Source organism: Lentzea sp. NPDC020367 (assembly GCF_044387305.1).
Lineage (GTDB): Bacteria > Actinomycetota > Actinomycetes > Mycobacteriales > Pseudonocardiaceae > Lentzea.
In genome coordinates, this window is sequence record NZ_JBIRVV010000002.1 from 1276351 (window position 1) to 1295745 (window position 19395).

19 protein-coding genes and 4 pseudogenes are annotated in these 19395 nt (G+C 65.1%); 10 read left to right on the top strand and 13 right to left on the bottom strand.

Translation table 11 applies throughout. From position 1 onward, the window contains the following. Position 1: 1 nt before the first annotated feature. Complete coding sequence (locus ACH413_RS12145) at positions 2 to 514, bottom strand: DinB family protein (RefSeq protein ID WP_360031215.1); 513 nt, start codon at positions 512 to 514, stop codon at positions 2 to 4. A gap of 151 nt (positions 515 to 665) precedes the next feature. On the opposite strand from ACH413_RS12145, the gene ACH413_RS12150 reads away from it, so the two are divergent. The 4 genes and pseudogenes from ACH413_RS12150 to ACH413_RS12165 all read left to right on the top strand — a co-directional run. Further along, positions 666 to 1385: a thioredoxin domain-containing protein gene (locus ACH413_RS12150; RefSeq protein ID WP_360031217.1), complete on the top strand. Its 720-nt coding sequence runs from the start codon at positions 666 to 668 to the stop codon at positions 1383 to 1385. A gap of 13 nt (positions 1386 to 1398) precedes the next feature. Beyond that, the gene (locus ACH413_RS12155) at positions 1399 to 1815 is read left to right on the top strand and encodes a MerR family transcriptional regulator (RefSeq protein ID WP_360031218.1); all 417 of its coding nucleotides are present in this window, start codon (positions 1399 to 1401) and stop codon (positions 1813 to 1815) included. After that, positions 1812 to 2102, top strand: a complete 291-nt coding sequence (locus ACH413_RS12160; RefSeq protein ID WP_360031220.1) for a hypothetical protein — start codon at positions 1812 to 1814, stop codon at positions 2100 to 2102. The genes ACH413_RS12155 and ACH413_RS12160 overlap by 4 nt, the downstream gene beginning before the upstream one ends. A gap of 82 nt (positions 2103 to 2184) precedes the next feature. Beyond that, positions 2185 to 2460, top strand: a pseudogene (locus tag ACH413_RS12165) (arsenic resistance protein); the annotation flags it as partial. A gap of 55 nt (positions 2461 to 2515) precedes the next feature. Here ACH413_RS12165 and ACH413_RS12170 read toward each other — a convergent pair. Continuing rightward, positions 2516 to 2653, bottom strand: a complete 138-nt coding sequence (locus ACH413_RS12170) for a hypothetical protein (protein ID WP_360031284.1) — start codon at positions 2651 to 2653, stop codon at positions 2516 to 2518. On the opposite strand from ACH413_RS12170, the gene ACH413_RS12175 reads away from it, so the two are divergent. The 4 genes from ACH413_RS12175 to ACH413_RS12190 all read left to right on the top strand — a co-directional run bounded on the left by ACH413_RS12175 (position 2652) and on the right by ACH413_RS12190 (position 5999). Beyond that, entirely contained in the window at positions 2652 to 2996 is a 345-nt protein-coding gene (locus ACH413_RS12175; RefSeq protein ID WP_360031286.1) for a hypothetical protein, read from the top strand. The genes ACH413_RS12170 and ACH413_RS12175 overlap by 2 nt on opposite strands. Positions 2997 to 3095: 99 nt before the next feature. Beyond that, positions 3096 to 5057, top strand: coding sequence for a hypothetical protein (locus tag ACH413_RS12180; RefSeq protein ID WP_360031222.1), 1962 nt, complete (start codon positions 3096 to 3098; stop codon positions 5055 to 5057). Positions 5058 to 5253: 196 nt separating this feature from the next. After that, positions 5254 to 5403 (top strand): hypothetical protein, encoded by a 150-nt coding sequence (locus ACH413_RS12185; RefSeq protein WP_360031224.1) that lies wholly within the window; start codon positions 5254 to 5256, stop codon positions 5401 to 5403. Then, positions 5400 to 5999 carry a hypothetical protein gene (locus ACH413_RS12190; protein WP_360031226.1) on the top strand — a complete coding sequence of 200 codons (600 nt, stop codon included), beginning with the start codon at positions 5400 to 5402 and terminating at the stop codon, positions 5997 to 5999. Before ACH413_RS12185 ends, ACH413_RS12190 begins: the two co-directional genes overlap by 4 nt. On the opposite strand, the gene ACH413_RS12195 is transcribed toward ACH413_RS12190, so the two are convergent. From ACH413_RS12195 to ACH413_RS12205, 3 genes and pseudogenes are all read right to left on the bottom strand, one after another. Then, positions 5992 to 7047 carry a hypothetical protein gene (locus tag ACH413_RS12195; RefSeq protein WP_360031228.1) on the bottom strand — a complete coding sequence of 352 codons (1056 nt, stop codon included), beginning with the start codon at positions 7045 to 7047 and terminating at the stop codon, positions 5992 to 5994. The two genes, ACH413_RS12190 and ACH413_RS12195, sit on opposite strands and share 8 nt — an antisense overlap. Further along, entirely contained in the window at positions 7044 to 8129 is a 1086-nt protein-coding gene (locus ACH413_RS12200; protein ID WP_360031230.1) for an XRE family transcriptional regulator, read from the bottom strand. Before ACH413_RS12200 ends, ACH413_RS12195 begins: the two co-directional genes overlap by 4 nt. Before the next feature lie 225 nt (positions 8130 to 8354). Continuing rightward, positions 8355 to 9133 (bottom strand): annotated as a pseudogene (locus tag ACH413_RS12205) (hypothetical protein). Between the two features lie 232 nt (positions 9134 to 9365). Between ACH413_RS12205 and ACH413_RS12210 the strand changes: the two are divergent. Both ACH413_RS12210 and ACH413_RS12215 read left to right on the top strand, forming a co-directional pair. After that, positions 9366 to 9875 (top strand): hypothetical protein, encoded by a 510-nt coding sequence (locus ACH413_RS12210; protein ID WP_360031234.1) that lies wholly within the window; start codon positions 9366 to 9368, stop codon positions 9873 to 9875. Positions 9876 to 10267: 392 nt separating this feature from the next. Further along, a complete protein-coding gene (locus ACH413_RS12215; RefSeq protein ID WP_360031236.1) occupies positions 10268 to 10621 on the top strand; it encodes a DUF1304 domain-containing protein in 354 nt (117 codons plus the stop codon). A gap of 176 nt (positions 10622 to 10797) precedes the next feature. Here ACH413_RS12215 and ACH413_RS12220 read toward each other — a convergent pair whose 3' ends face one another. From ACH413_RS12220 to ACH413_RS12255, 8 genes and pseudogenes are all read right to left on the bottom strand, one after another. Continuing rightward, positions 10798 to 10977 carry a hypothetical protein gene (locus tag ACH413_RS12220; RefSeq protein WP_396424965.1) on the bottom strand — a complete coding sequence of 60 codons (180 nt, stop codon included), beginning with the start codon at positions 10975 to 10977 and terminating at the stop codon, positions 10798 to 10800. Between the two features lie 121 nt (positions 10978 to 11098). Next, a pseudogene (locus ACH413_RS12225) lies at positions 11099 to 12263 on the bottom strand (IS3 family transposase). A gap of 195 nt (positions 12264 to 12458) precedes the next feature. Beyond that, positions 12459 to 12662: pseudogene (locus ACH413_RS12230) on the bottom strand (IS5/IS1182 family transposase); the annotation flags it as partial. A gap of 797 nt (positions 12663 to 13459) precedes the next feature. Continuing rightward, entirely contained in the window at positions 13460 to 14050 is a 591-nt protein-coding gene (locus ACH413_RS12235) for a hypothetical protein (RefSeq protein WP_360031238.1), read from the bottom strand. Then, positions 14002 to 14808 (bottom strand): carboxylesterase family protein, encoded by an 807-nt coding sequence (locus tag ACH413_RS12240; RefSeq protein WP_360031240.1) that lies wholly within the window; start codon positions 14806 to 14808, stop codon positions 14002 to 14004. Before ACH413_RS12240 ends, ACH413_RS12235 begins: the two co-directional genes overlap by 49 nt. A gap of 414 nt (positions 14809 to 15222) precedes the next feature. After that, entirely contained in the window at positions 15223 to 15606 is a 384-nt protein-coding gene (locus ACH413_RS12245; RefSeq protein ID WP_360031278.1) for a transposase, read from the bottom strand. A gap of 2901 nt (positions 15607 to 18507) precedes the next feature. Continuing rightward, on the bottom strand, positions 18508 to 18792 hold the full coding sequence (locus tag ACH413_RS12250; RefSeq protein WP_360031242.1) for a hypothetical protein: 285 nt from the start codon (positions 18790 to 18792) through the stop codon (positions 18508 to 18510). Next, positions 18773 to 19345, bottom strand: a complete 573-nt coding sequence (locus tag ACH413_RS12255; RefSeq protein ID WP_360031243.1) for a hypothetical protein — start codon at positions 19343 to 19345, stop codon at positions 18773 to 18775. Before ACH413_RS12255 ends, ACH413_RS12250 begins: the two co-directional genes overlap by 20 nt. Positions 19346 to 19395: the final 50 nt, after the last annotated feature.

Sequence of the window (19395 nt, forward strand, 5' to 3'; positions counted from 1 at the left end):
CTCAGCTGAGCGAGAGCTGCGCGCGGTGGAAGTCGAAGTGCTGCACCGGAAACCGGTACAGGTCTTCCACGGTCATGAACTCGCGGAAACATGGATCCCACCTCGTCGGATAGGGCATCCCCTTCCCGAGGCCGATCTCGGTTTCCCGGTCAAGACGCCGGCCCAGTGCCGCGACGGTGCGATCGCACAGAGCGGCCATCGCCCTCGTGGGCATCACGCTGCCACCAAGCCACGAGCCCACGAAGTTGACGACGTCGAACGGCCTCGTACCGGCGTTGAGCAACCTGGCCCAGCCACGACCTGCCCAGTCCGGCAGCCGCGCCATGATCTTGGCCAGCGCCAACAACGCCCGCATGATCAGGAAGCCGAGCAGCATGTGGAACAACAGCTGCCGGTTGGTCCACCAGGTTCCGTTCGAGCGGCGTCGCAGGTCATCTCGCGCAGCGCCGTTGAGCAGCGCGTGAAATGCCAGCCGCGCATGCTCGAAGTCATCGTGAACTGCCTGCTTGTCCACGGTCTCAGTGTGCTCCTTGCCAGCACAAACGTCATCAGGCTCCCGACCGGCTGACCGCAAGCGATGTGACGCACGTCTCGTTGAGGACTGTACCCAGGTACAGGCTTAGCGTTGTGGTGTCAGCCCTGGTGGAGCACTTCGGAGGTGCGGCATGGCGGTGGAAGGCACCGACGCGACGTTCGAGCAGGAGGTCGGACAGGCCCGACTGCTTGTGGTGGTCGAGTTCTACACGACCTGGTGCGGCAACTGCCGCAGGATCGCGCCGGTCCTCGACGAGCTGGCCGCCGAGTTCGCGCCGCGCGTGCAGTTCGTGAGGATCAACGTGGACGAGAACCCGCACCTGGTGTCCGAGTTCGGGGTCACCTCGACGCCAACGCTGTTCGCGCTGTCAGACGGCCGTCAGGTGGCCTCGGCGATCGGCGCCCAGCCGACCGCGGTTCTGCGCGCCGTGTTCGACGCCGCTCCCAGCCTCACCGTCACCGCGCCTGGAACGGGATGCGGGTGCGGGCCGTCCTGCGGTTCAAGAGCTCCGTCCGGGACGGCGCCCAGCTGGGTGCCAGCCGGGGCGTGCATGTTGCCGACCGCAGACCAGCCGGCACGCCTCGCCGAGTTCGACGCGCTGTTCACGACGTCGCTGCACGAGGTGCACCGCCACGCACCAGGGTGGTTGCGGCTGAGCCTGAGCGCCGATGCCGAGGACCGTGCGCGCGACCTGACCGCGCGCGAGGCCGAGTGCTGCAGCTTCTTCGACTTCACCGTCGGGCGCGACGGCGATCAGGTTCTCGTCGATGTGCGTGTGCCCGAGGACAAGGAACTGGTGCTCGACGGTCTGACCACGCAGGCCGAGGCGGCTCTGGCCGCCCAGGTGTGAGGAGAAGCCGAAGATGAGGTCTGGAGAACTGGCCGCTGCGGCCGGGGTGAACGTGCAGACGCTGCGCTACTACGAGCGACGCGGCCTGCTACCCGAACCGCCTCGATCACTGGGCGGGTACCGCGAGTACGACGAGGACGCGGTCGCACTCCTGCGCGTGGTGAAGGCGGCCCAGCGCCTCGGATTCACCCTCGACGAGGTCGCCGACCTCATCGACACCGGCCGGCAACGCCACCCCACGCCGGACCTGCAAGCCCGCGCCCGCACCAAGCTCGACGAGGTCGACAGCCGCATCGAGGACCTCACCAAGATCCGTAAAGGGCTCGTCCGGGTCATCGACGCCCGCTGCGACAGCCTGACCAACTGCACCTGCTCGGACTGCCCACTCCCGTTCTTCTCGCTCACCTCCCTCACGGAAGGCGCCACATGAGCAAGCCCGCATCCAGTCCATCCCTCAGCGTTGAGGCCGAACAGCCGGGCCCGCCGAAGCGGAGCAAGGCGGTCGCGTTCCTCGCCGCCCTGGCGTGCATCGGTTGCTGCGCGCTACCGCTGCTGGTGCCGCTGGGAGTTCTCGGCACGGCCGGAGTCGCCGCGGCCACCACTGGCCTGCTCGTCGTCTCCGCAGTCCTGTTCGGACTCGCCGGGCTGCTCTGGTTCCTCCACCACCGCCGGTCCCAGCAGAAGGCCAAGACCTGCGCCGACGACTGCGCCTGCTGACCCTCAGGAACAATGCGCAACGGACAGCTCGTGAAGGACGGAGCGCACGTTGACGCAGGGCACCAACGGTCTGGTCGCACAGATGGAACAGCACCAGGTCCCGATCTACATCGGCGGCATCCTCGCCGGTGTCCTCGTCGGCCTGCTGGTCCCCGCCGCCGGCCCCGGTCTCGAAGCCGCGATCAACCCGATCCTGGCCGTCCTGCTCTACGTGACGTTACTGCAAGTCCCGGCACGAGAGCTCGTGCGGTCATTGCGCGCAGGCAGATTTCTCGCCGCCATGCTGGTGGTCAACTTCGTCGTCGTACCGCTCGTCGTCGCCGCGATGTTCGGCTTCCTGCCCGCCGACGACGGCGTACGCGTCGGCGTGCTCCTAGTGCTGCTCACCCCATGCGTGGACTACGTGATCGTGTTCAGCGGCCCTCGAAGCGTTCCTGATCCTGATCGTGATCCCGCTTGCGCTGGCCTGGGCCACCCCAGGCCTGGGCAGCGCGCCACCAGTCCGGCGTCACCTTCTCCGACAAGACAAGCGCGGCCATGGTCCCGCTCATGGTCGCCACCCTGCTCACCGTCGTCGCCTCCCAGGTCCCCAAAATCGGCGACGACGCGTCAGCGGTACTCGGCGTGATCCCGTTCTACGTCGTGTTCCTGATCGCGATGACCGTGCTCGGCCTCGCCGTCGCCCGCCTGTTCCGGCTCGGCCCGCCGGAGACCCGCGCCATCATCTTCAGTGGAGCCGCCCGCAACTCGCTCGTCGTGCTCCCGCTCGCCCTTGCCCTGCCGGACACGCTGGCCGTCGCGGGGATCGTGATCGTGGCCCAGACCCTTCTCGAGGTCATCGGCATGGTCACGTACGTCCGGCTCGTTCCGCGCCTCGCACGTGACACCGCCTAACGTGACTCCGCATTGATTCAGCTTCGCCACGCGGTACTTCAAGGGCATGTCGGACTTTGCCTGCCAAGAAATCCGTTGCGCCAGTCGTAGCCTTACTAGATGGGGCAACAACCCGACGATCCAGACGAGGTTCTGAGGAGAACCGTCCGCGCGTTGACGGGCGGCGAACCCGCTGGCCTTCCAGGCACCTACCTCGCCGTAGCTCGCTCGGAGATCGCCCACGAAGGTTCGACCTTGCCCTTTCTCGGAGCGAGGCTGGCAACGCGGAGGCCGTCGGGTCTGATCGCACCGGACTCCGGGGCTCCCGAACGGTTTCCCATCGACCTGGTCGCCGTCCTCATCACTACCGAGGACGTGGGCCTGACGCCAACGCAGTTCAGCGACATCGCCGCGGAAATGGAGCGGTGTCCGCTGACGAGCACGGTAGAGGTGCTGGCCGGTTTGCTGGCCCGGTTGCGCGACAGACCGACCGATCGCAAGGCTGTGGACCGCGTAGTCGCCGGTGAGGTGTTCACCGAACCCGTTCTCGGAGAACTGTTGTCCCGCATCGAACAGGGCGGGTACCTGGTCACGGAGTACAACCTCCTGAAGCTCATGGAGTTCGCGTTCCGCCATTGCTATGCGGACTCCGAGGAGCAGGTCGAGCTGGAGTCACTTGTCTGGATGATGCTCGCTGTAAACGAACATTCGCATATGAGGGATGAACCAGAAAGCGCGCCGGACCTCGGACTGCGCATCGACGACGAACCAGTCTCACACGCCTCCGCGCTGGCCGCGGAGATGACGGCGAACCAGTACTTCAACGCGTCTCGTGACGTCGTCTCCCTCATCGCGCAGTTTCAACGTCGGTGGCGAGGAATGCCGGCTGAAGACGTGTCCCGTGGTCGTGGCTTCAACCTCGACGAGCTCTACAACACAACCGTCGGAGTACTGTTCGAGGACCTCGTCACCCTGGCGACGATGCTCTGGCCGTTGTGCACGAAGGAAGACCCTGCGCTCCAAATTGCAGACTTGGGCGACAAGCTGTCCTGGGAACCCGAACGGATGGACAGGGCTCTGGGCATGCTCGCCAGGGACCGTGAGGGGTTCGTCGCGGAGTTGGACGCGGAGGAGTTCCCCGGCCCCTGGTCGTTCAACGCCTTCGAGCGCTTCCCGCTCTTCGTGGAATCGGGGCGCGTCGTCGTACTCGACCCGGACTTCCTTATCAACCGGGTCTACGGGTGGTTGCCGATCTACGACGTCGGCGATGCCATGGTGACCTCAGCCCCCGACGAAGAGTCACGCTCTGCAGCTTCCAAGCAGATGAACACAGTCGTGAACTACTTGCGTGGCAATACCGAGCGGTACGTCCTGGAGGTACTCGAACAGTTCGCGCCTCGGCACGGAATGTTCAAGCGGCTTTGGGATGAGGACGAGCTGAAGGCCGCCTATCCAGGCAAGAAGCGCGGTCAGGTCTGCGACGCGGTCATGGAGGGCCACGGCTCATGGGTCGCCTTCGAGGTCAGCTCTCGGGTTGTCCAGCGAAGACTGGCCTCCTCCGCATCGCCCGAAGCGCTGCTTGACGACGTCATGTTCGGCATCGTGGAGAAGGCCCGGCAACTCGAAGCCACGTTGAACCGGTTGAAGCAGAACGAATCCAACCTGACCGGACGTCCTGCGGAGCACCGGCGGAGGTTCGTCCCGATCCTGGTGATCGGTGAAGGCTTCCCGCTGGGTCCCATCACCCGCGCGGTGATCGACTACCGACTCCAGGAAGCAGGAGTACTGCAGGCGCCAGAGTTCCGGCCGCTCCACATCCTTGGCATACACGAGCTCGAACTACTGGAGTACGCCGTCACGAAGGGCGGCCGCGAGCTGATCGAGATCCTCGATGCTCACATGCGGTCGAACATGGCTCAGATGAACTTGAGAGACTTCCTCACCGATCACCAACGACCGCAGCGTCAGCTTCTGTTGTGGGAACGTGCGCTCCAGATCGCCACCAAGAGCTGGGCCCACTCACACCAAAACAACGGCGCCCATTGTCTATTATGGACAGACGACCGACGACCGATGAGTTAGACGCACCTCTGTGTCCATTTGAGACGACCCTGGCGACTTGCCAGCTGCCGCGATTCGAACTCGAAACGCTCCATAGCCGCCAAATTCCCTCGGGTTGTGGAACGCGTGAACCGCCGTACTGTTGGATCATGAGAAGCCGGTGTGGCCCCCAGCGAGAGTACGGACGAACTGCGGCCTGCCCATACTTGTGCGGCGGGTGACGATGCTTGACCTCACACCTCAATACAGCGTCTACTTCGAGGCTGCTGCCAACGACGAACCGGAGGTGCGTATCGTGCCCGGTCGAGCAGTCGAACAGCACAACCGCGACGGGCATATCGCCGCGCAAGGGGAATCAGCATCGTGATCACCGCGGACCAGCAGCCGCTGCCCATGCCCGCGCCTGCCGAGAGCTGGCATGATGCTCACCTCGCGGCCGCGGCTCACACTCTCGGGTGGCGTGGCGTCGTGCTCCCGCGAGTGCAGGCATTCGGTGACGTGATCACGGTCGTGGCTGAACTCGACGACGAGGTGCACGCCGATCGAGTGCGGTCCGGCTGGCCACCGGTGACCGACCGGACGACCATCGCAATGTGGTCCTGGCCGGAACACGCAGACACCAGGCCCGCCGCCGCGATGCGCGTCGTCGGAGTGCTGGCTTCCGGTGCTCGTTGGCAACGGAGCGTCAAGCTCGCGGCCAGGTATGGCGGTTTCGGCTCCACCGCGCTGATCACCGAGAGCACGCGAAGGCCGCCCCAGAATTGCCTGCTCCACGCCCAGTACCGCGGCGTCGGAGTGGTCTGGGCTCAGCGCGATGGAGCCATGGCGCTGGCGAGCCCAGGCAGGGTGGGACCGGTGCCGACCGCGCGACCAACGGACATCTCACGGTGGTTCGAGGAAGTCGTGTACGAATGCGCGCTGAAGACCGGGAAGATCCCGGCGCACGCCGACGCGTCTAGCTGATCGACTGGGCGCCGCGGAGCGATGCCCAGTTGCCGAGAACGGGCTGCGGGCTCCACTCTGCGGCGGTGTCTTCATGCTGGAAGATCGCCGAGTCGCACAGCCCGATCCAGGCAAGACGCCGCTCTGCCGAGGTGGCGAAATTGTCGAAGAGCTCGGCACGGATCTGGTACAGGACCTCCACGGAGTGCAGGTAGGCCGCGTCTTCAGGCTTGGGCGCAGACTTGATCCAGCTGAGGCTCTGCCCGCCGCAGACCACGCAACCACACTTCCAGAGGTCGTTGTCGGGGTTCTGCTGGATCTCCGGCTCGATCTTGTCGAGGCTGATGTAGGACAGCATGCCGCGCACGAGGGCTGCGACCGACGGCATCGCGCCACCACCGCCGCCGTTCTCCTTCCGCGGGAAGAGGTGACGCAAGCCCGTCCTTGTACCGACGGCCGCCGCCTCGGCACCGAAGCACAACGCTCCGACCGCAGCCACGTCGCACCGCAACAGGTAGACCTTGACTCCGAGTTGCAGCACCTCGACAAGGCCGTGCAGCAGACTCCTGGTCGCGTACGGGTCCTTGGCGTGCTCGATGGTCAAGGCGATGGGCACACCCGCATCGCCGGCGTGACGGAGAAGCGTCGGAAGCCCGGCCTTGGCATCCAGCCAGCTCCTGTGCAGAGCCAGAGGCGCCGCGAGATCAGGCCGACCGTCGTCGTGAACTCGGGTGAGGATGCTGAGCAGGCCGCTCTCGTCGCCCTCGTCGACGTAGCCGCCGTCCGGCAAGACCACGGGCAGCCCCAGCCGGCGTTGCTGGCTGATCCAGTTGGCGTCGAACGCGTCCGGGGCGAGCTTGCGGTGCTTGCCCGTGTACGCGTCGGCTTCAACGATGAGAGGCCGCTGAAACTTCTTGGTGTCCTTGAGGTGACGTGCCGCCATGAGCGCCTTGCCCTTGCCGTGCAGGACAAGACCTCCGCCGTCGCGGTCAGCGAGTTCCAGGGCCAGCTCGGCACGGTCGGCATCGGTGTGCACCAGCAGGGCCTGATGCAGGTCAGTCGCGGTCATGGTTCCTCGTTACTGCTCGTGGCCGCGGGCCGCGGCGATGCTGTGGTCTCGAGGTAGTGGCGTCTGAACTGCTCCGGCAGCATCAGCGCGATCTCAGCGAGTTCCTTTTCTGTGCGACCGGTTTGCAGGTGCCGGTCGATGGCGGTGCGCAACCTCGTAGGTGCCTCGGGCACGAGGTCGCCGGGCTCTCTGCGGTTCCAGCCGTACTGGTTGAGCCTTATTCGGAACGACTTGAACTGCGTGGGACTGATGCACTCCAACTGCGCCGCGCGCTGGATCAGGGCCGCGATCGACACCTTCCACCGCGCCTTCAGCTCGGCGAGCCGGCCGAACTGCCGCACCGTGAGACCGTCGAGCTCGATCCGGATCAGGTCCGCCGGCAGCAGAAACTCCGCCGCGAACGCGTTCGCCTGGTTCTCCTGCTCGTCATCGGGCAGCTCGTGCATGAGGAGATGCCCGAGCTCGTGCGCCAAGGTGAACCGGAACCGGTCCGGCGGCAAGCCCATGTTGACCAGGACGATGGGGTGCCCTCCCGGCGGCCATCCGCTGACCGCGTCCTGCGCGTCTGAACCCAGCTGCCGGACGATGACCGTGACGCCGGCGCGTTCCAGCAGGTCGGTCATGTTGGCCACCGGGCCGGGAGTCATCCCCCAGTCGGCCCGCAGTTTGGCCGCGATGTCCTGCGGCGTCACGTCCGGCCCCAGCGGCCGCCTGTGCAACGGCAGCACCAGCCCGCTCTCCGACTCCTCCATGAGCCGTTGCGCTGACATCCCGACGAGCTGTGTAAGGCCCTCGATCTTCTTCGCCGTCACCACGGCCATCCGACTGGCCCGCCGACGGTGATGAAGGCACGTCGCCTCCAGCGCGAGCGGAGCTTCACCCATGCACAACAAGGCTGGCGGAACCTCCAACGCGCTTGCCACGCGTTCCAGGCCCTCCTCGTCCAGCGACATGTGCCCGCGTTCGACCTTCGAGACCGACCCCTGAGCCATGCCCGACTTCTTCGCCAGGTCCAGCTGCGTCCACCCCTTGGCCTCGCGAGCCAGGGCGACCATCTGCCCAGACGCACCCGCGTCAGCCATCACATCACCTCCACTGAGACCTACATCTCCAGGAAGTGTATCAAATCCGCCATTTTTCATTCCACACTGATTCGCGGGCGATTCCCGAGGCCATCTAGCACGCCTGGACAGAGCACTCGTCCGGCGCCTTGACCTGCGCATCGACGTCGATACCAGCTGACAGACGGGGCGCTGCCGCAGGGGCGACTACGCGAGCGCGGATCTGCGGCAGCTCAGCTCAGAACCTCAGGCCGCCGCATTCACGACGTCCGTTCGGGACGGCTGCGCGAGCTCCCCCAGGCCGGACAGGCGGATCTCCTGAAACTCAGCGCGAACGATCTTGACCAGCCGCCGGGCCGACGCAAAGCCGATCCCAGCTTGACGCGCAGCGTCTCGGCCGAAATGGGCTTCTGACGAACCGTCCGGTGAACCGCATCCTCGTGTCGCGCCCGAACAAGAAGATCTTCGTGTGGGAGCTCGTATCCGAGCGGCCGATCAGCCACCACCGAGTTCGCATCGGCTTCAGGTCGAGGCGATGCAGGTTCCCAGCCGCCAGCTGTAAGTCCCTCGGACTCGGTGTTGGCCGCCTCGACTGACTGCGGCCCACGATTCGCACCGATGGCCTGCAGAAGACCGGGCCCCACCTCGGCCCAGCCGATCAGCAGCAGCGGACCGACGGCGTCGAACGCCGCCTTGCCGTACTCACCGGCCACCACCGGTTCAGCAACGTTCAGCGCCAACGTGACCGCGCTCGCGAACATCAGCAACCGACGAGCGGGACGCAGCACCTCAGCAGAAGCACCGGCGAGGGCGAGATGCCGAATTCCCAGCAACAGACCAAGAATCGAGAGGTCCACCGCGGGCGCGACGAGCGGGGCCACCCACATCGGCACGCCCAGGCGAAGCCCCAGGCTCAGCACGTTGCCGAACCCGAACAAGAAGGTCAGCCCCACGACCGAGGCCATGATCACCGTGACCGCGCGGACCACGAGTCCTCCTGTGCCTCGTTCCGCCAAGCCGTTCATCGCCCACCTCGCGGTTCGTCCACGACGAAGCTGCTCTCAAGCACCAACTTGCCGGTCAGGCGCCTGGCCGAAGTGGTGAGCAGATCTGTGTGGTGCCCTGCCGAGGATTCGAACCTGCGCACGCCGGCAACGCCGCCTGAACGCGCGCCGTCGAGCCACTCGCCCATCAGCCGAGCGCCACCGCCTCCAGGCGAAGGTTGGCTGACTGAGAGGGATCGGCCAAGGTGGTTAGGTGCCGATCGAGCGTCAGTCCAGAGATCCGTCCAGCACTCTCAACCGATTCCTGGACAAGCACTTGCCACACCGCTCCGACATCACTGCCACCTGGCTCACCGAGCTGCAGGCAGCTCCTTGGATACCGCTCAGCGTGTCCCACGGTGCGGACGACATCGGCTGCGCCTTGGAGATGCGTATTGGTTTGGATGTCGCCACACGGCTGGCACCATGGCCGCTCCTCTCCTATCTGCCGATCGAGGAGTGTGCGACGTTGCTCAGTGCGGTCGGTTTCGAGCACACACGTGTGGGGAGCCTGCCTCCGAGTGGTACATCGGACCCGATGCTGATGCACTGGTCACGTGATCACGAGCACCAGCCTGACTCCCAAGACATGAGGCAGGCACTCGCGACATGTCTGGACCTCGTCGAGCTGCAGAAATTCGCCCACAAGCGAGGAGACACGATCACCGTTGACGAACGACGATCCTGGTTCATCGCGATCGTCGAGGAAATCCAGAGCCGCTGACTGCCGTTGCACGCCGTTGGGCTGCAGGACGTCCGATGATCTGTTGGGACCGGTGCGGCGAGTCTGGTCACGCCTGCGTCTTCAGCAGGTACAAGATCGACATGCTGACCGGCAGACCAACGCGTTAGGAGGCCGGCTCGTCGAGGCTCGCGGACCGCGGACCGGTCACCCTCGAGGCGGCGGTGCTGATCACGTGGGCGATCTTCTTTGTCAGGTCGCGTGGAGGAATGGAACCCCCTTGCTGCCAGCTGCGTCGTCACCGCATGCTGAAAGCAGCAAGGTACTTTGCCCGTAAGTGTCGGTAATTTTGCCTGAGTGCCCTCTGCTGTGGCGTTGAATCCCAGTCCCGCCTAGCATTGCGACAGGTCATGATCTTTCTGTAAGGAGGAATGGTGCGCGCAGTTGCTGGCGTTCTGATAATCCTGGTTGCGTGCATCCATCTCTATATTCTTGTGTTGGAGATGTTCCTGTGGACCACTCCCAGGGCGCTGAGGGCATTCGGCCTGACGCCGAAACTCGCCGAGGAGTCGAAGGCGCTGGGTGCGAACCAGGGGCTGTACAACGGATTCCTGGCAGCTGGTCTGATCTACTCCCTGCTTCTCGACGACTTCGGTACCGCAGTGCTATTTACGACTTTCGTGATCGTCGCTGGGGTGTACGGCGCCATCACGGTGTCCCGAACGACTCTGTTCGCGCAGGTGGTTCCTGGCTTCTTGGCGCTGGCTGCAGTCTTGCTCGCGGGCTAGCTGTACTGATTGAAGGTCTAGGACGAGGTTGAGGCTGAGTGCGTCGGCACTCGCGGTTTGCGCCTCCTTGCCTTCACCGGCGTCACCTTCATAGTGTCGGCAGGTTTCGCATGCTCCTCCACTGGCAGAACACAACAACTGAACGTGGGATGCGGCTCAGGGTTGTCCTGTAATGATCAAGAGTGTTGGCTGGCAGGGGTGATGGCGCTGTCGTCCGGGGTGATGACGGCGTCGTCCGCTGTCGGTGGTCGTTCAGCGGTCATGGTCAGGTTGCACAGCTGGGCGGTGCTTCGGGTGGCGTGGCTGACGCCGTCGCGTTTGCGGTGGCAGTTGCGCGGGATGTTCCAGGACTTCATGTGTGCCGGGGTGTGCTCGGCTCGTGCGCGGACGCTCTTGTGGACGGTGTTGAGGTCGGGTCTGCTGCACCGTTAGGTGACATTTTGACCTGCCCCACCGGAAGGGTTCCAGTCGTTGTGGCTAACTGGCAGCGGTGGTGGTGTCGTGGTCGGAGCGTAGTTCGTACTCGATCGGGGTGAGGTAGCCGAGGGCGGAGTGCCGTCGGCGGCGGTTGTGGAAGATCTCGATGTAGTCGAAGATCGCGTTGGCCAACTCCACGCGGGTCTTCCATCGTTGACGGTTCAGTAGCTCGATCTGCATCGATGACCAGAAGGATTCCATCATCGCGTTGTCGAGGCCGTCGCCGACTGTTCCGAAGGATGGCAGCAGACCGGCTGAGCGGATCTTCTCGCCGAAGACCCAGGAGGTGAACTGGGTTCCGTGATCGGCGTGGACGATGCCGCTGGGCTCGGGGCGCCGGTTGCGGATGGCCATGTCGAGTGCGTTGACGACCAGGGTTGAGTCCTGTGTGGAGTCAATCGACCAGCCCATGATTCGACGGCTGAACGCGTCCAGAACGGCCGCGCAGTAGAGCCATCCTTCTCTTGTCCTGTGTTGGGTGATGTCGGTGACCCATAGTTCGTTCGGTTTCAGTCGATGGAACTTGCGGTTCACCAGGTCGCCGGCGGTGGCGACGCCGCGGAGCTGTTTCACTCGTGCTGGACCAGGAAGTCCGTGGATGCCGGCTTGGTTCATCAGTAGCCATACGGTTCGCTCGCAGACGGTGATGCCCATGCCGAGAGTGAGTTCGGCGTGCACCCGTCGATGGCCGTAGGTACCGCGTGAGGCGACGTGTACCTCGCGGATCACGCCGGTCAGCCAGCGGCGTCGCAGCTCCGTCGGTGTGGTCGGTGTTCGTTTGGCCTTGTAGTAGTTCTGGCGCGCGACTCCGAGGACGCGACAGGAACGATCGACCGGAATCCCGGCGTCGGTGAGCCTGTCGATCACCGGGTAGAACCTTTGGGCGGGGACGCTCGTTCCCCAGGAACGTCGCTGCCTGACGCACGATCAACAACTCGGTCTCGAGCTCCTGGATCCGCCGTCGAGCGTTGCGCAGCTCGACGGACTCGCTGCTCGGGGTGCCGGGAATCTCACCCCGATCGACCCGGTCCTGCTTGACCCATTTCGACAACGTCACCGGATGGATACCCAGGTCCACCGCGGTCTGCTTCTGCTCTTTGCCAGCTCGGACCAACGCGACGGCACGCGCTCGGAACTCGGCGGGGTACGGACGGGCACAGTGCACAGCCTCTCGAACAGGCCGCCAGTTAGCCACCAACTCTGGAACCCATCCAGTAGGGCAGGTCACACTGTCACCTACTCGTGCAGCAGACCCGTCTTCTCCTTTCCATTGCGGCAGCGGTGGTTGCCCTTCCGGGGTGCGGCAGGGCATGATCACGGCGGGGTTGCCCTGGTAACCACCGTCGGCCATCATGTTCGCGCCCCGGCACTGCTGATCGATGCGCGAGTCGGTGCAGGCGCGGCAGTCGTTGCGGTTGCCGGGTGCGGGGTCGCCGACCGCGGCGGCCAGACGGGTGTTGGCGTCGATGACGACCCGCATGTTCACCGGGTGCCGGTAGTTCTTCGACGACGCGGGGATGCTCCGGTCGTGGGCGGGCACCAAGGTGCCGTCCACGATCAGCACGGTGTCCGGGCTGTGCTTGCGGGTCACCGGCGCGAGCGCCGGCAGCGGCGCCAGGTGATCCACCACCCGGCCCGCCGCGGACTCCGAGATCCCGAACAGCAGCGCGACCTGCCGCAACGTCAGGTTCATCCGGCAGTACACCGCCACCAGCAACACCCGATCCGCCGCGGCAAACCCCACCACCGGCTGCCGCCGGTCTGCTCACCACCCCAACGGGCCACGACCCGCACAAGCCGACAGAACACCCCGCACCGACAAGCCCGTCAACACCGCCACCCACTCCAACCGCCCCGCACCGATCACCCGCTCCACCAAGATCATCGAACACACCGAGACAGCACTACAGGACAACCTTTAGGCGAACGCTTTATTCAGAGTGCTCGACAAGTTCTCAACGCGTTGATCACTGCAGTTCGGGGTATCCCGGGACCATCACGTGCGATGGGGCTAAGCAATTGCTGCGGCACGACAGAAATCAATGCCAACGTTTCGGATTACTACACCGACGCGCGCTGTCACACCACATATTCCAGCGCGCGATACACAACGCCGAAAGACCCTCTTGCAGTCAAGCCGCCGCGCGTGCAACTCAAATATAAGTGCGCGTAACTCGACGCCGATCCTGAGCGGGCGTCTTGAAGTAGACAAAAGAAAACAAGGGTGCAAGCAGGGCTTGGACAATGCCGAACGGCCGCGAACAACGCGATTCGATAGGACACTTTGGACACCGCAGACGGCCCTTCCGTACATACCGTGGTCGGCCCGAGCACGGCAGTCCGCGCTCGGGCTTGCAAGGTTCACATCTTGTCGCTCCAGATCCGACGCGATGCCGACTCGGGGTCGGCGGCGACCGACGGCTGCGTGTCCCAGATCCGAGTGAGCGCGTCACCGCGCTGGTACTCCGGCCATCCCGGATCTCCGGTAGCAGCGAAGGAGGTCAACGACCTGCGAATCTTCTCCCCGAGCTCGACGGCCTCCCGAGGAACGGCACCACCGAAGAGCATCCCTGCCATGGGCCCTTGGAAGTTGCCGAACGTCAGAGGCACGTCCAGGAGATGACAGGCACCAAGTGCACCACCGAACACAGGGGTCGGCCACGTCAACTCGTAGCTCCAACTCCGACCGGGATGTTCCTGGGCACACCACAGCGATGGGATGCGGAAGAAGCCGTCCGACTGGATCAGCAGGTACAGATCGGTGTCGGAGGCGTCCGGGTACACAGCGCGATACGAGTCGAGCTCCACGCCGTGCATCTTCGCGACTGCGGCGACATCCACGGTGGACATGTCCTCGTTCATCGCCATCGCGAAGAAACTGTACTCGTCGCGGGTGAAGCCCGTCATGAGGTCGACCTCCGCCCGCAGACCGAGCCACGGCTGGTCACGCACAAGGTCACCGTCCACCACCAGTCCGTACGGAGTGACCTCCCCGGGATCGACTGCACGGCATGGATAGCCTCAGGCGGCACTGCCGCGAAAGCATCGGACGTGAGCGGCACGCCGAGTGCTGCCCCAATCCGCTCGGCTGTGCCGCGTGCCTGGTCCTCGGGCAGAAACGCAGCGGTGACGCTTTGCCCGATGGCGCGGCGGAACAGTCCCTTGCCTGCCTCGGCGGCAGTCAATGCCGCCACGGCGCTGGCGCCCGCGGACTGGCCGAAGATTGTTACGTTGCCCGCGTCGCCGCCGAAGTTCCCGATGTTCTCTTGTACCCAGCGCAGCGCCGAGAGCTGGTCGAGGAGGGCTCTGTTGTGTGGCGCGTCAGACAGCCAGCCCAAGCCTTCGAAGCCCGTTCGATAGTTCACGGTCACCAGCACGACACCCTCGCTGGCGAGGGTTGCGCCGTTGTACTCGGGCTGGCTCGCGCTGCCGAAGATGAAGGCACCACCGTAGAACCAGACCATCACAGGAAGCCCAACCGCGAGGGGATCGGGCGTCCACACACTGACGGTAAGGCTTTCAGTGTCGTCGCCCGGTAGCCACAACGGAGGCAGCGGCTGCATCTGAGCCTGAGGAGGCGAGGCGCTGAAGGCAGTGGCGTCACGAACGCCGTCCCACGGCCGTGGCGGCTGAGGCGCCTGGAAGCGACGGACGCCGTCCAGCGGAGCGGCGTAGGGAATGCCCCTGAAGACGCTGATGTCCTCGTCCACGGCTCCGCACACGGCGCCATGCGTGGTCTGCACGATTGGTTGCATGACCCCATTCAACCCCGCAAGCCACAGAGGGCGCACGGCCGCAACGCTCAACCAAAGCAACCTGAAAGCAATTCAAGAACATTTCCCCGCCAATCGATCAAGCTTTTTCTGCGAGTCTATTTTCAGAGCACAGCCCGAGTGCTCATGTCAATCAGCTTGCCTGATACACCCTCAGTCATGGCTGAATCAGCACGATGACGGAACTGCTCCGATCCAATTGCCAGATGACCCATCGACGAGATATCTCAGCAGTATTGCCCTGAGCGCGCGAACCCGAACCGCCGACACGCCAAGAAAGGCCGCCAACACCAAGAACGCGCGGCCGTATTCGGATTAGTTAAGCAGGCCACCTAAGTGCTTGTTTCCGAGCTACTGAGACCGCGTGAGTCGTCGGGCGGTGATGCGGATCATCGACCATCGCACCATTGCCTCGTGGTGGTGGCGTAGTCGTTCGTAGTCGCGGACGCAGTGGCGGTGGCTGGTGATCCTTGCCAGGGTCCGTTCCACCACCCACCGCCGTGGTAGCACCGTGAAGTGCGGCAGGTCGGGCCGTTTCACTATCTCGACGGTCAGAGCAAGGGGCCTGCGTGCCCAGTCGAGCAGGGTTCCGGTGTAGCCGCCGTCCGCCCAGGCCAGCTGGACTCGCGGCCCCGCGACGGATCGCAGGGATCGCAACAGAGAGCGGGCGGCGACTCTGTCCGATGTGGATGCCGGGGTCACCAGTACCGCGATCAGCAGTCCCAGGGTGTCCACGGCGATGTGGTGCTTGCGTCCCTGTACCTTCTTGCCCGCGGCGTAGCCGCGGGGTCGAGGCGGCAACGGTAGGCGCCGCGCGCACGGACTGTGGAGTCGATGATCGCCGCCGACGGGGCGGCGTTGCGGCCGTCGGCCAGCCGGGCACGGTCGCCGTGCGCGTCTTCGTCTGGGTATGCGACATCGGCGCGTATCGGGCCTGCACGCCGCCGCCGATCGTGCCCGCGCGGAGCTTTCCGTCCTTGCCGGCGTCTACGTCGCGGACGCGGCCGTGCATGTAGGCCGTGAAAGTCACACCGCCCGCGCTCTTCGCGTGCGAGGATTCCTCGGCGTCGACCGATGAGAACACCGTGCGGGCCGCAAGCCTGCGCACGAGTTCGATGGAACCCTCTCCTGGTGGCCGGTCCCACTCCGCGTCGATCGCCAGCACATAGGTCTCACCGCTGAACCGGTGCTCGCTCCGGAGCGGGGTGCTCACGCCACCGTTGACAACGATGCCGAACATCTTGTCGACTCCGCCCAGCTGCTCCTCGGCGATCCGCGTGTTGTTGTGGATGCCCGTCAGCGATGACTGGGGCAGCAACGCGTCCGCCAGTTCGTCCCCCGACTGGGCGCGCAGGTCCGGCAGCACATCGCTGATGTCGACGACTCCATCGACCGCACCGATGCCCAGCGATCCGACGTCGCGGGACAGCGACTCCGGGGCGGGCAATGTGCGCGTGGTGACAGGTTCGGGAGGAACAGCTTGCCTGCGTTCCAGCTCGGCCAGTTGCTCTTCGGCCATCCACACCAGCACCGATCCGGGCAGTACGAACTGCTCGCCCGCTGTGCGGACCGGGCTGCGTGAGATCATTTCCAGCCGGTCGATGTTGCCGCGCGTCTGTGTCTCGGCCACGACGTTGGCCCGCACACCGACTCGTACTAGCACGCGCTTGCCGACGCCGGACATGAAGTAGGTCTTCTCAGTGCCCTGCATCTTCCGCGCGTGCTTGCGGCCCCACTTCGCGGACCACAGCGACAACGTCGCGCCGATCACACCGAAGTGGGCGCCGTCGGAGTGCTCGTTGCGGGACGAGATGACACCCCTGGGCGTGAAAGTGGTGGAGAGGTCGGCGTCGGCCGATGTGGTGGCGCCGTTCGACCAGTCCGCCCAGGTACTGCCGACCGCGGTCTGCTTGAGCCACTGGCACTCCACAGGATCCAGTCGCTGTGGCGCGACCGGGCTGAGCACCACGGCGACCTGTCCGTGCACGTCGGCGCGGCGTCGTGGATAGACCAGGCCCTCCACGACGTGCTTGCCGAACAGGCGGGGCTCCTTGCGGAGGTGATCCGGGGACAGGCGTTCAGCGATGAGTTCAGCGTTCGTGCCATCGGCTATCGCGAGCGCGGTGTCGCCGGAAGCCTGAGCGAGCAATGCGTGCGCCGAGCTGATGAGGTGTTCGGTGCCCGCGATCGACAGGATGTTCGTGCTGTCCAGGATCCTGGTGTCGGGCTTGAGGTCCAGGATGCGCGTGCCTTCGGCCAGCGGCTTGCGGTCCTGCGGTGCGACGGCCACTGGCGCGGGTCTCTTCTTGCTCACCATGTGTTCCGGGAGCAAGAACTCCACCGGCACGGTCAGAGGGGCCACCGGGACCCGCTTGACGTTGGGGACGTGCCGTCCGGGCCGTCCGAACGTGATCAGGCGGGCCTCGTTGCTCGCCCGGCGATACGCGGTGATCGTCGGCGTTATCTTCAGGACACCGCTGAAATGCCTGAGCCGCAGCTCGGCCACGGTCGAGCCAGTGAGCTTCGTGCCGTGCTTGTGCAGCACCACTTCGCCTGACTCGGCACCTACGGCGTGGGTGCGCGTCCACGTGCGGCCGAGTTTGAACGTCGAGTTGATCGCGTCGGTGGCCTGGTGCAGGAACACCGTGACGCGACCTTGGACGCTGCCGCTGACAGTCGTCGCGTTGGCCGTGGTGAACGTCCGAGTGTCGCGCTGCTTCACCCTGGACTCGGTCGAGGACTGGTCCGCGCCGATCTGGAGATCGCCGTCGGCGAGCCCGTCCAGCTCGGCCTTCAGCCGGATCGTGACTACGTTGTCGTGGAAGAACCTCTGCTTCACCAACGTGATCACCAAGCCGGGGCCGATCAGTTGGTCCACCAACTGCACCAGTTGCTCGTCTGAGAGCCGGTGCTTTACTGCCTCCTGCCGTTTGATGATGTCGTTGACTGTCGCTTTGTGCCCGGCTGCCAACGCGGGGTCGCCGAACTCCTTGATGAACGCTGATGAGCTGAAGTGGTACCAGCGGTGGTCCGGTACGCGTCGCAGCGCGTCGGCGATCGCCGAGTACAGGCGGTCATGGGTGCGCACTGACTCTACCTTCGCACCGGTCAGCGTCAGCCCGGACTCGAGGAAGTCAGGGCCGAAGTGCGTGCGCTTGTCGCCCGTGCGATACCCCGAGACCTGGTCCTGCTCGCCGGCCGGATCGACGATCCCGGTTGCCAGCGCCCGTTCTCGCGTCGTCCACTGGTAGGCGGTGACGTCGCCTTCCAACGTGCGCGCCGGTTGGCCCAGTGCGCGGACCTGCAGCTCGTGCACGGTTCGGTAACGCACCAGCCTGCCCTTGTACTCCTGGTTGTAGCGGAATCCGGTCTCCCGCTTGAGTGCGACGCCACGTGATCGCTCGTGGCTGAAATCGGCCCCTGGCCCGAGCGAGAACATCACCGGCTCGGCGTGGTGGACCGCGGCGGCCGTTCCGCTGATCCCGAACTTCCGCTTCGCGGTTCGGGTGCTGACGCGCGCGGCCTTGCCCGTGCTCCAATCGTTGAACTCCATGCCGTGCAAGTCGTCGAGCACTTCGATCTGTCGTGCTACGACCCGCATCTCGACCGCATTACCGCTGTGCAACAAGGCTCCGGCTAGCGGTGGGATCGCCGCCACCCCGTCTCCGGGTGCCTGTCCGGGTCGTGCACCACCATGCCTGGCAACTGCGCGGCGATGTTCGACCGATGCAGGAATTCCGCCAGTACTTGGCGCCCCGGCGAGCCGATCCCGGTCAGGTGCTTCGGCAGCAGTCGCACCACCTGGTCGAAGAACGCGCCCTTGACGATCACGTCCTCCAGCGCAAACGCGGTCGGCGGCGGGGTCGCCAGCGGCTTGAACCCGGTCCCGTTGTCCGAGCGGTCACGGGTGGGACTGCCCATCGTGAACGTCCCGGTGAGCCGGTCGTCCTCGCCGTAGTCGATCTTTTTGATTAGCTTCTCGTCCGCGGCGAGCAGCTCGATCGCTTATGACACATGGGTTTTCGAGTCCGGTCTCGGTGTCCACGGCGTTGGAGGCTCGCTTGAACTCGTGCTGCACGTCCTGGTCGCGGGTCTCGTTGACGTTGGTCGTGAACGACGGCGTGACGGTCGCGGTCAACGGTGCCACCACCGCGACCGTGATCGGTACTGCCAGTGCGGGAGTCGAGGACGTTCCGGTATGCGTGGTGGCAAACCGCCGCGTCTTGGTCTTCGGCACGAACGTCCTGCCGGTCTTGCCGGGCAGTTCCTCGGTCGCGTCCCAATCGAGTTTGGTGCGCACCAATAGTTCGTAGTGCTTTCCGTCCCGCTGGATCGGGTACCGGCGCACGTCGCCCACCAGCGTGCCGACCCCGTTGCGCAGATCCCGTTCCACGCGGTCGATTCCGTGTAGCGGCTGCTGCCTGCGGGCAGGCGACTCGTCGGCTACCGGCACCGATGGCGGCGTGGAGAGCATTTCGGTGACGACAGTGCGGATGCCGATGCCCCGACATGGGTGTGCTGTAT

Excerpts from the sequence above, each read along its gene's own strand:
- ACH413_RS12155 (WP_360031218.1), top strand. The coding sequence starts at position 1,399 with ATGAGGTCTGGAGAACTGGCCGCTGCGGCCGGGGTGAACGTGCAGACG.
- ACH413_RS12160 (WP_360031220.1), top strand. The coding sequence starts at position 1,812 with ATGAGCAAGCCCGCATCCAGTCCATCCCTCAGCGTTGAGGCCGAACAG.
- ACH413_RS12200 (WP_360031230.1), bottom strand. The coding sequence starts at position 8,129 with ATGGCTGACGCGGGTGCGTCTGGGCAGATGGTCGCCCTGGCTCGCGAG.
- ACH413_RS12180 (WP_360031222.1), top strand. The coding sequence starts at position 3,096 with ATGGGGCAACAACCCGACGATCCAGACGAGGTTCTGAGGAGAACCGTC.
- ACH413_RS12195 (WP_360031228.1), bottom strand. The coding sequence starts at position 7,047 with ATGACCGCGACTGACCTGCATCAGGCCCTGCTGGTGCACACCGATGCC.
- ACH413_RS12220 (WP_396424965.1), bottom strand. The coding sequence starts at position 10,977 with ATGAAGTCCTGGAACATCCCGCGCAACTGCCACCGCAAACGCGACGGC.
- ACH413_RS12250 (WP_360031242.1), bottom strand. The coding sequence starts at position 18,792 with ATGGGCAGTCCCACCCGTGACCGCTCGGACAACGGGACCGGGTTCAAG.
- ACH413_RS12175 (WP_360031286.1), top strand. The coding sequence starts at position 2,652 with ATGGTCGCCACCCTGCTCACCGTCGTCGCCTCCCAGGTCCCCAAAATC.
- ACH413_RS12170 (WP_360031284.1), bottom strand. The coding sequence starts at position 2,653 with ATGAGCGGGACCATGGCCGCGCTTGTCTTGTCGGAGAAGGTGACGCCG.
- ACH413_RS12150 (WP_360031217.1), top strand. The coding sequence starts at position 666 with ATGGCGGTGGAAGGCACCGACGCGACGTTCGAGCAGGAGGTCGGACAG.
- ACH413_RS12255 (WP_360031243.1), bottom strand. The coding sequence starts at position 19,345 with ATGCTCTCCACGCCGCCATCGGTGCCGGTAGCCGACGAGTCGCCTGCC.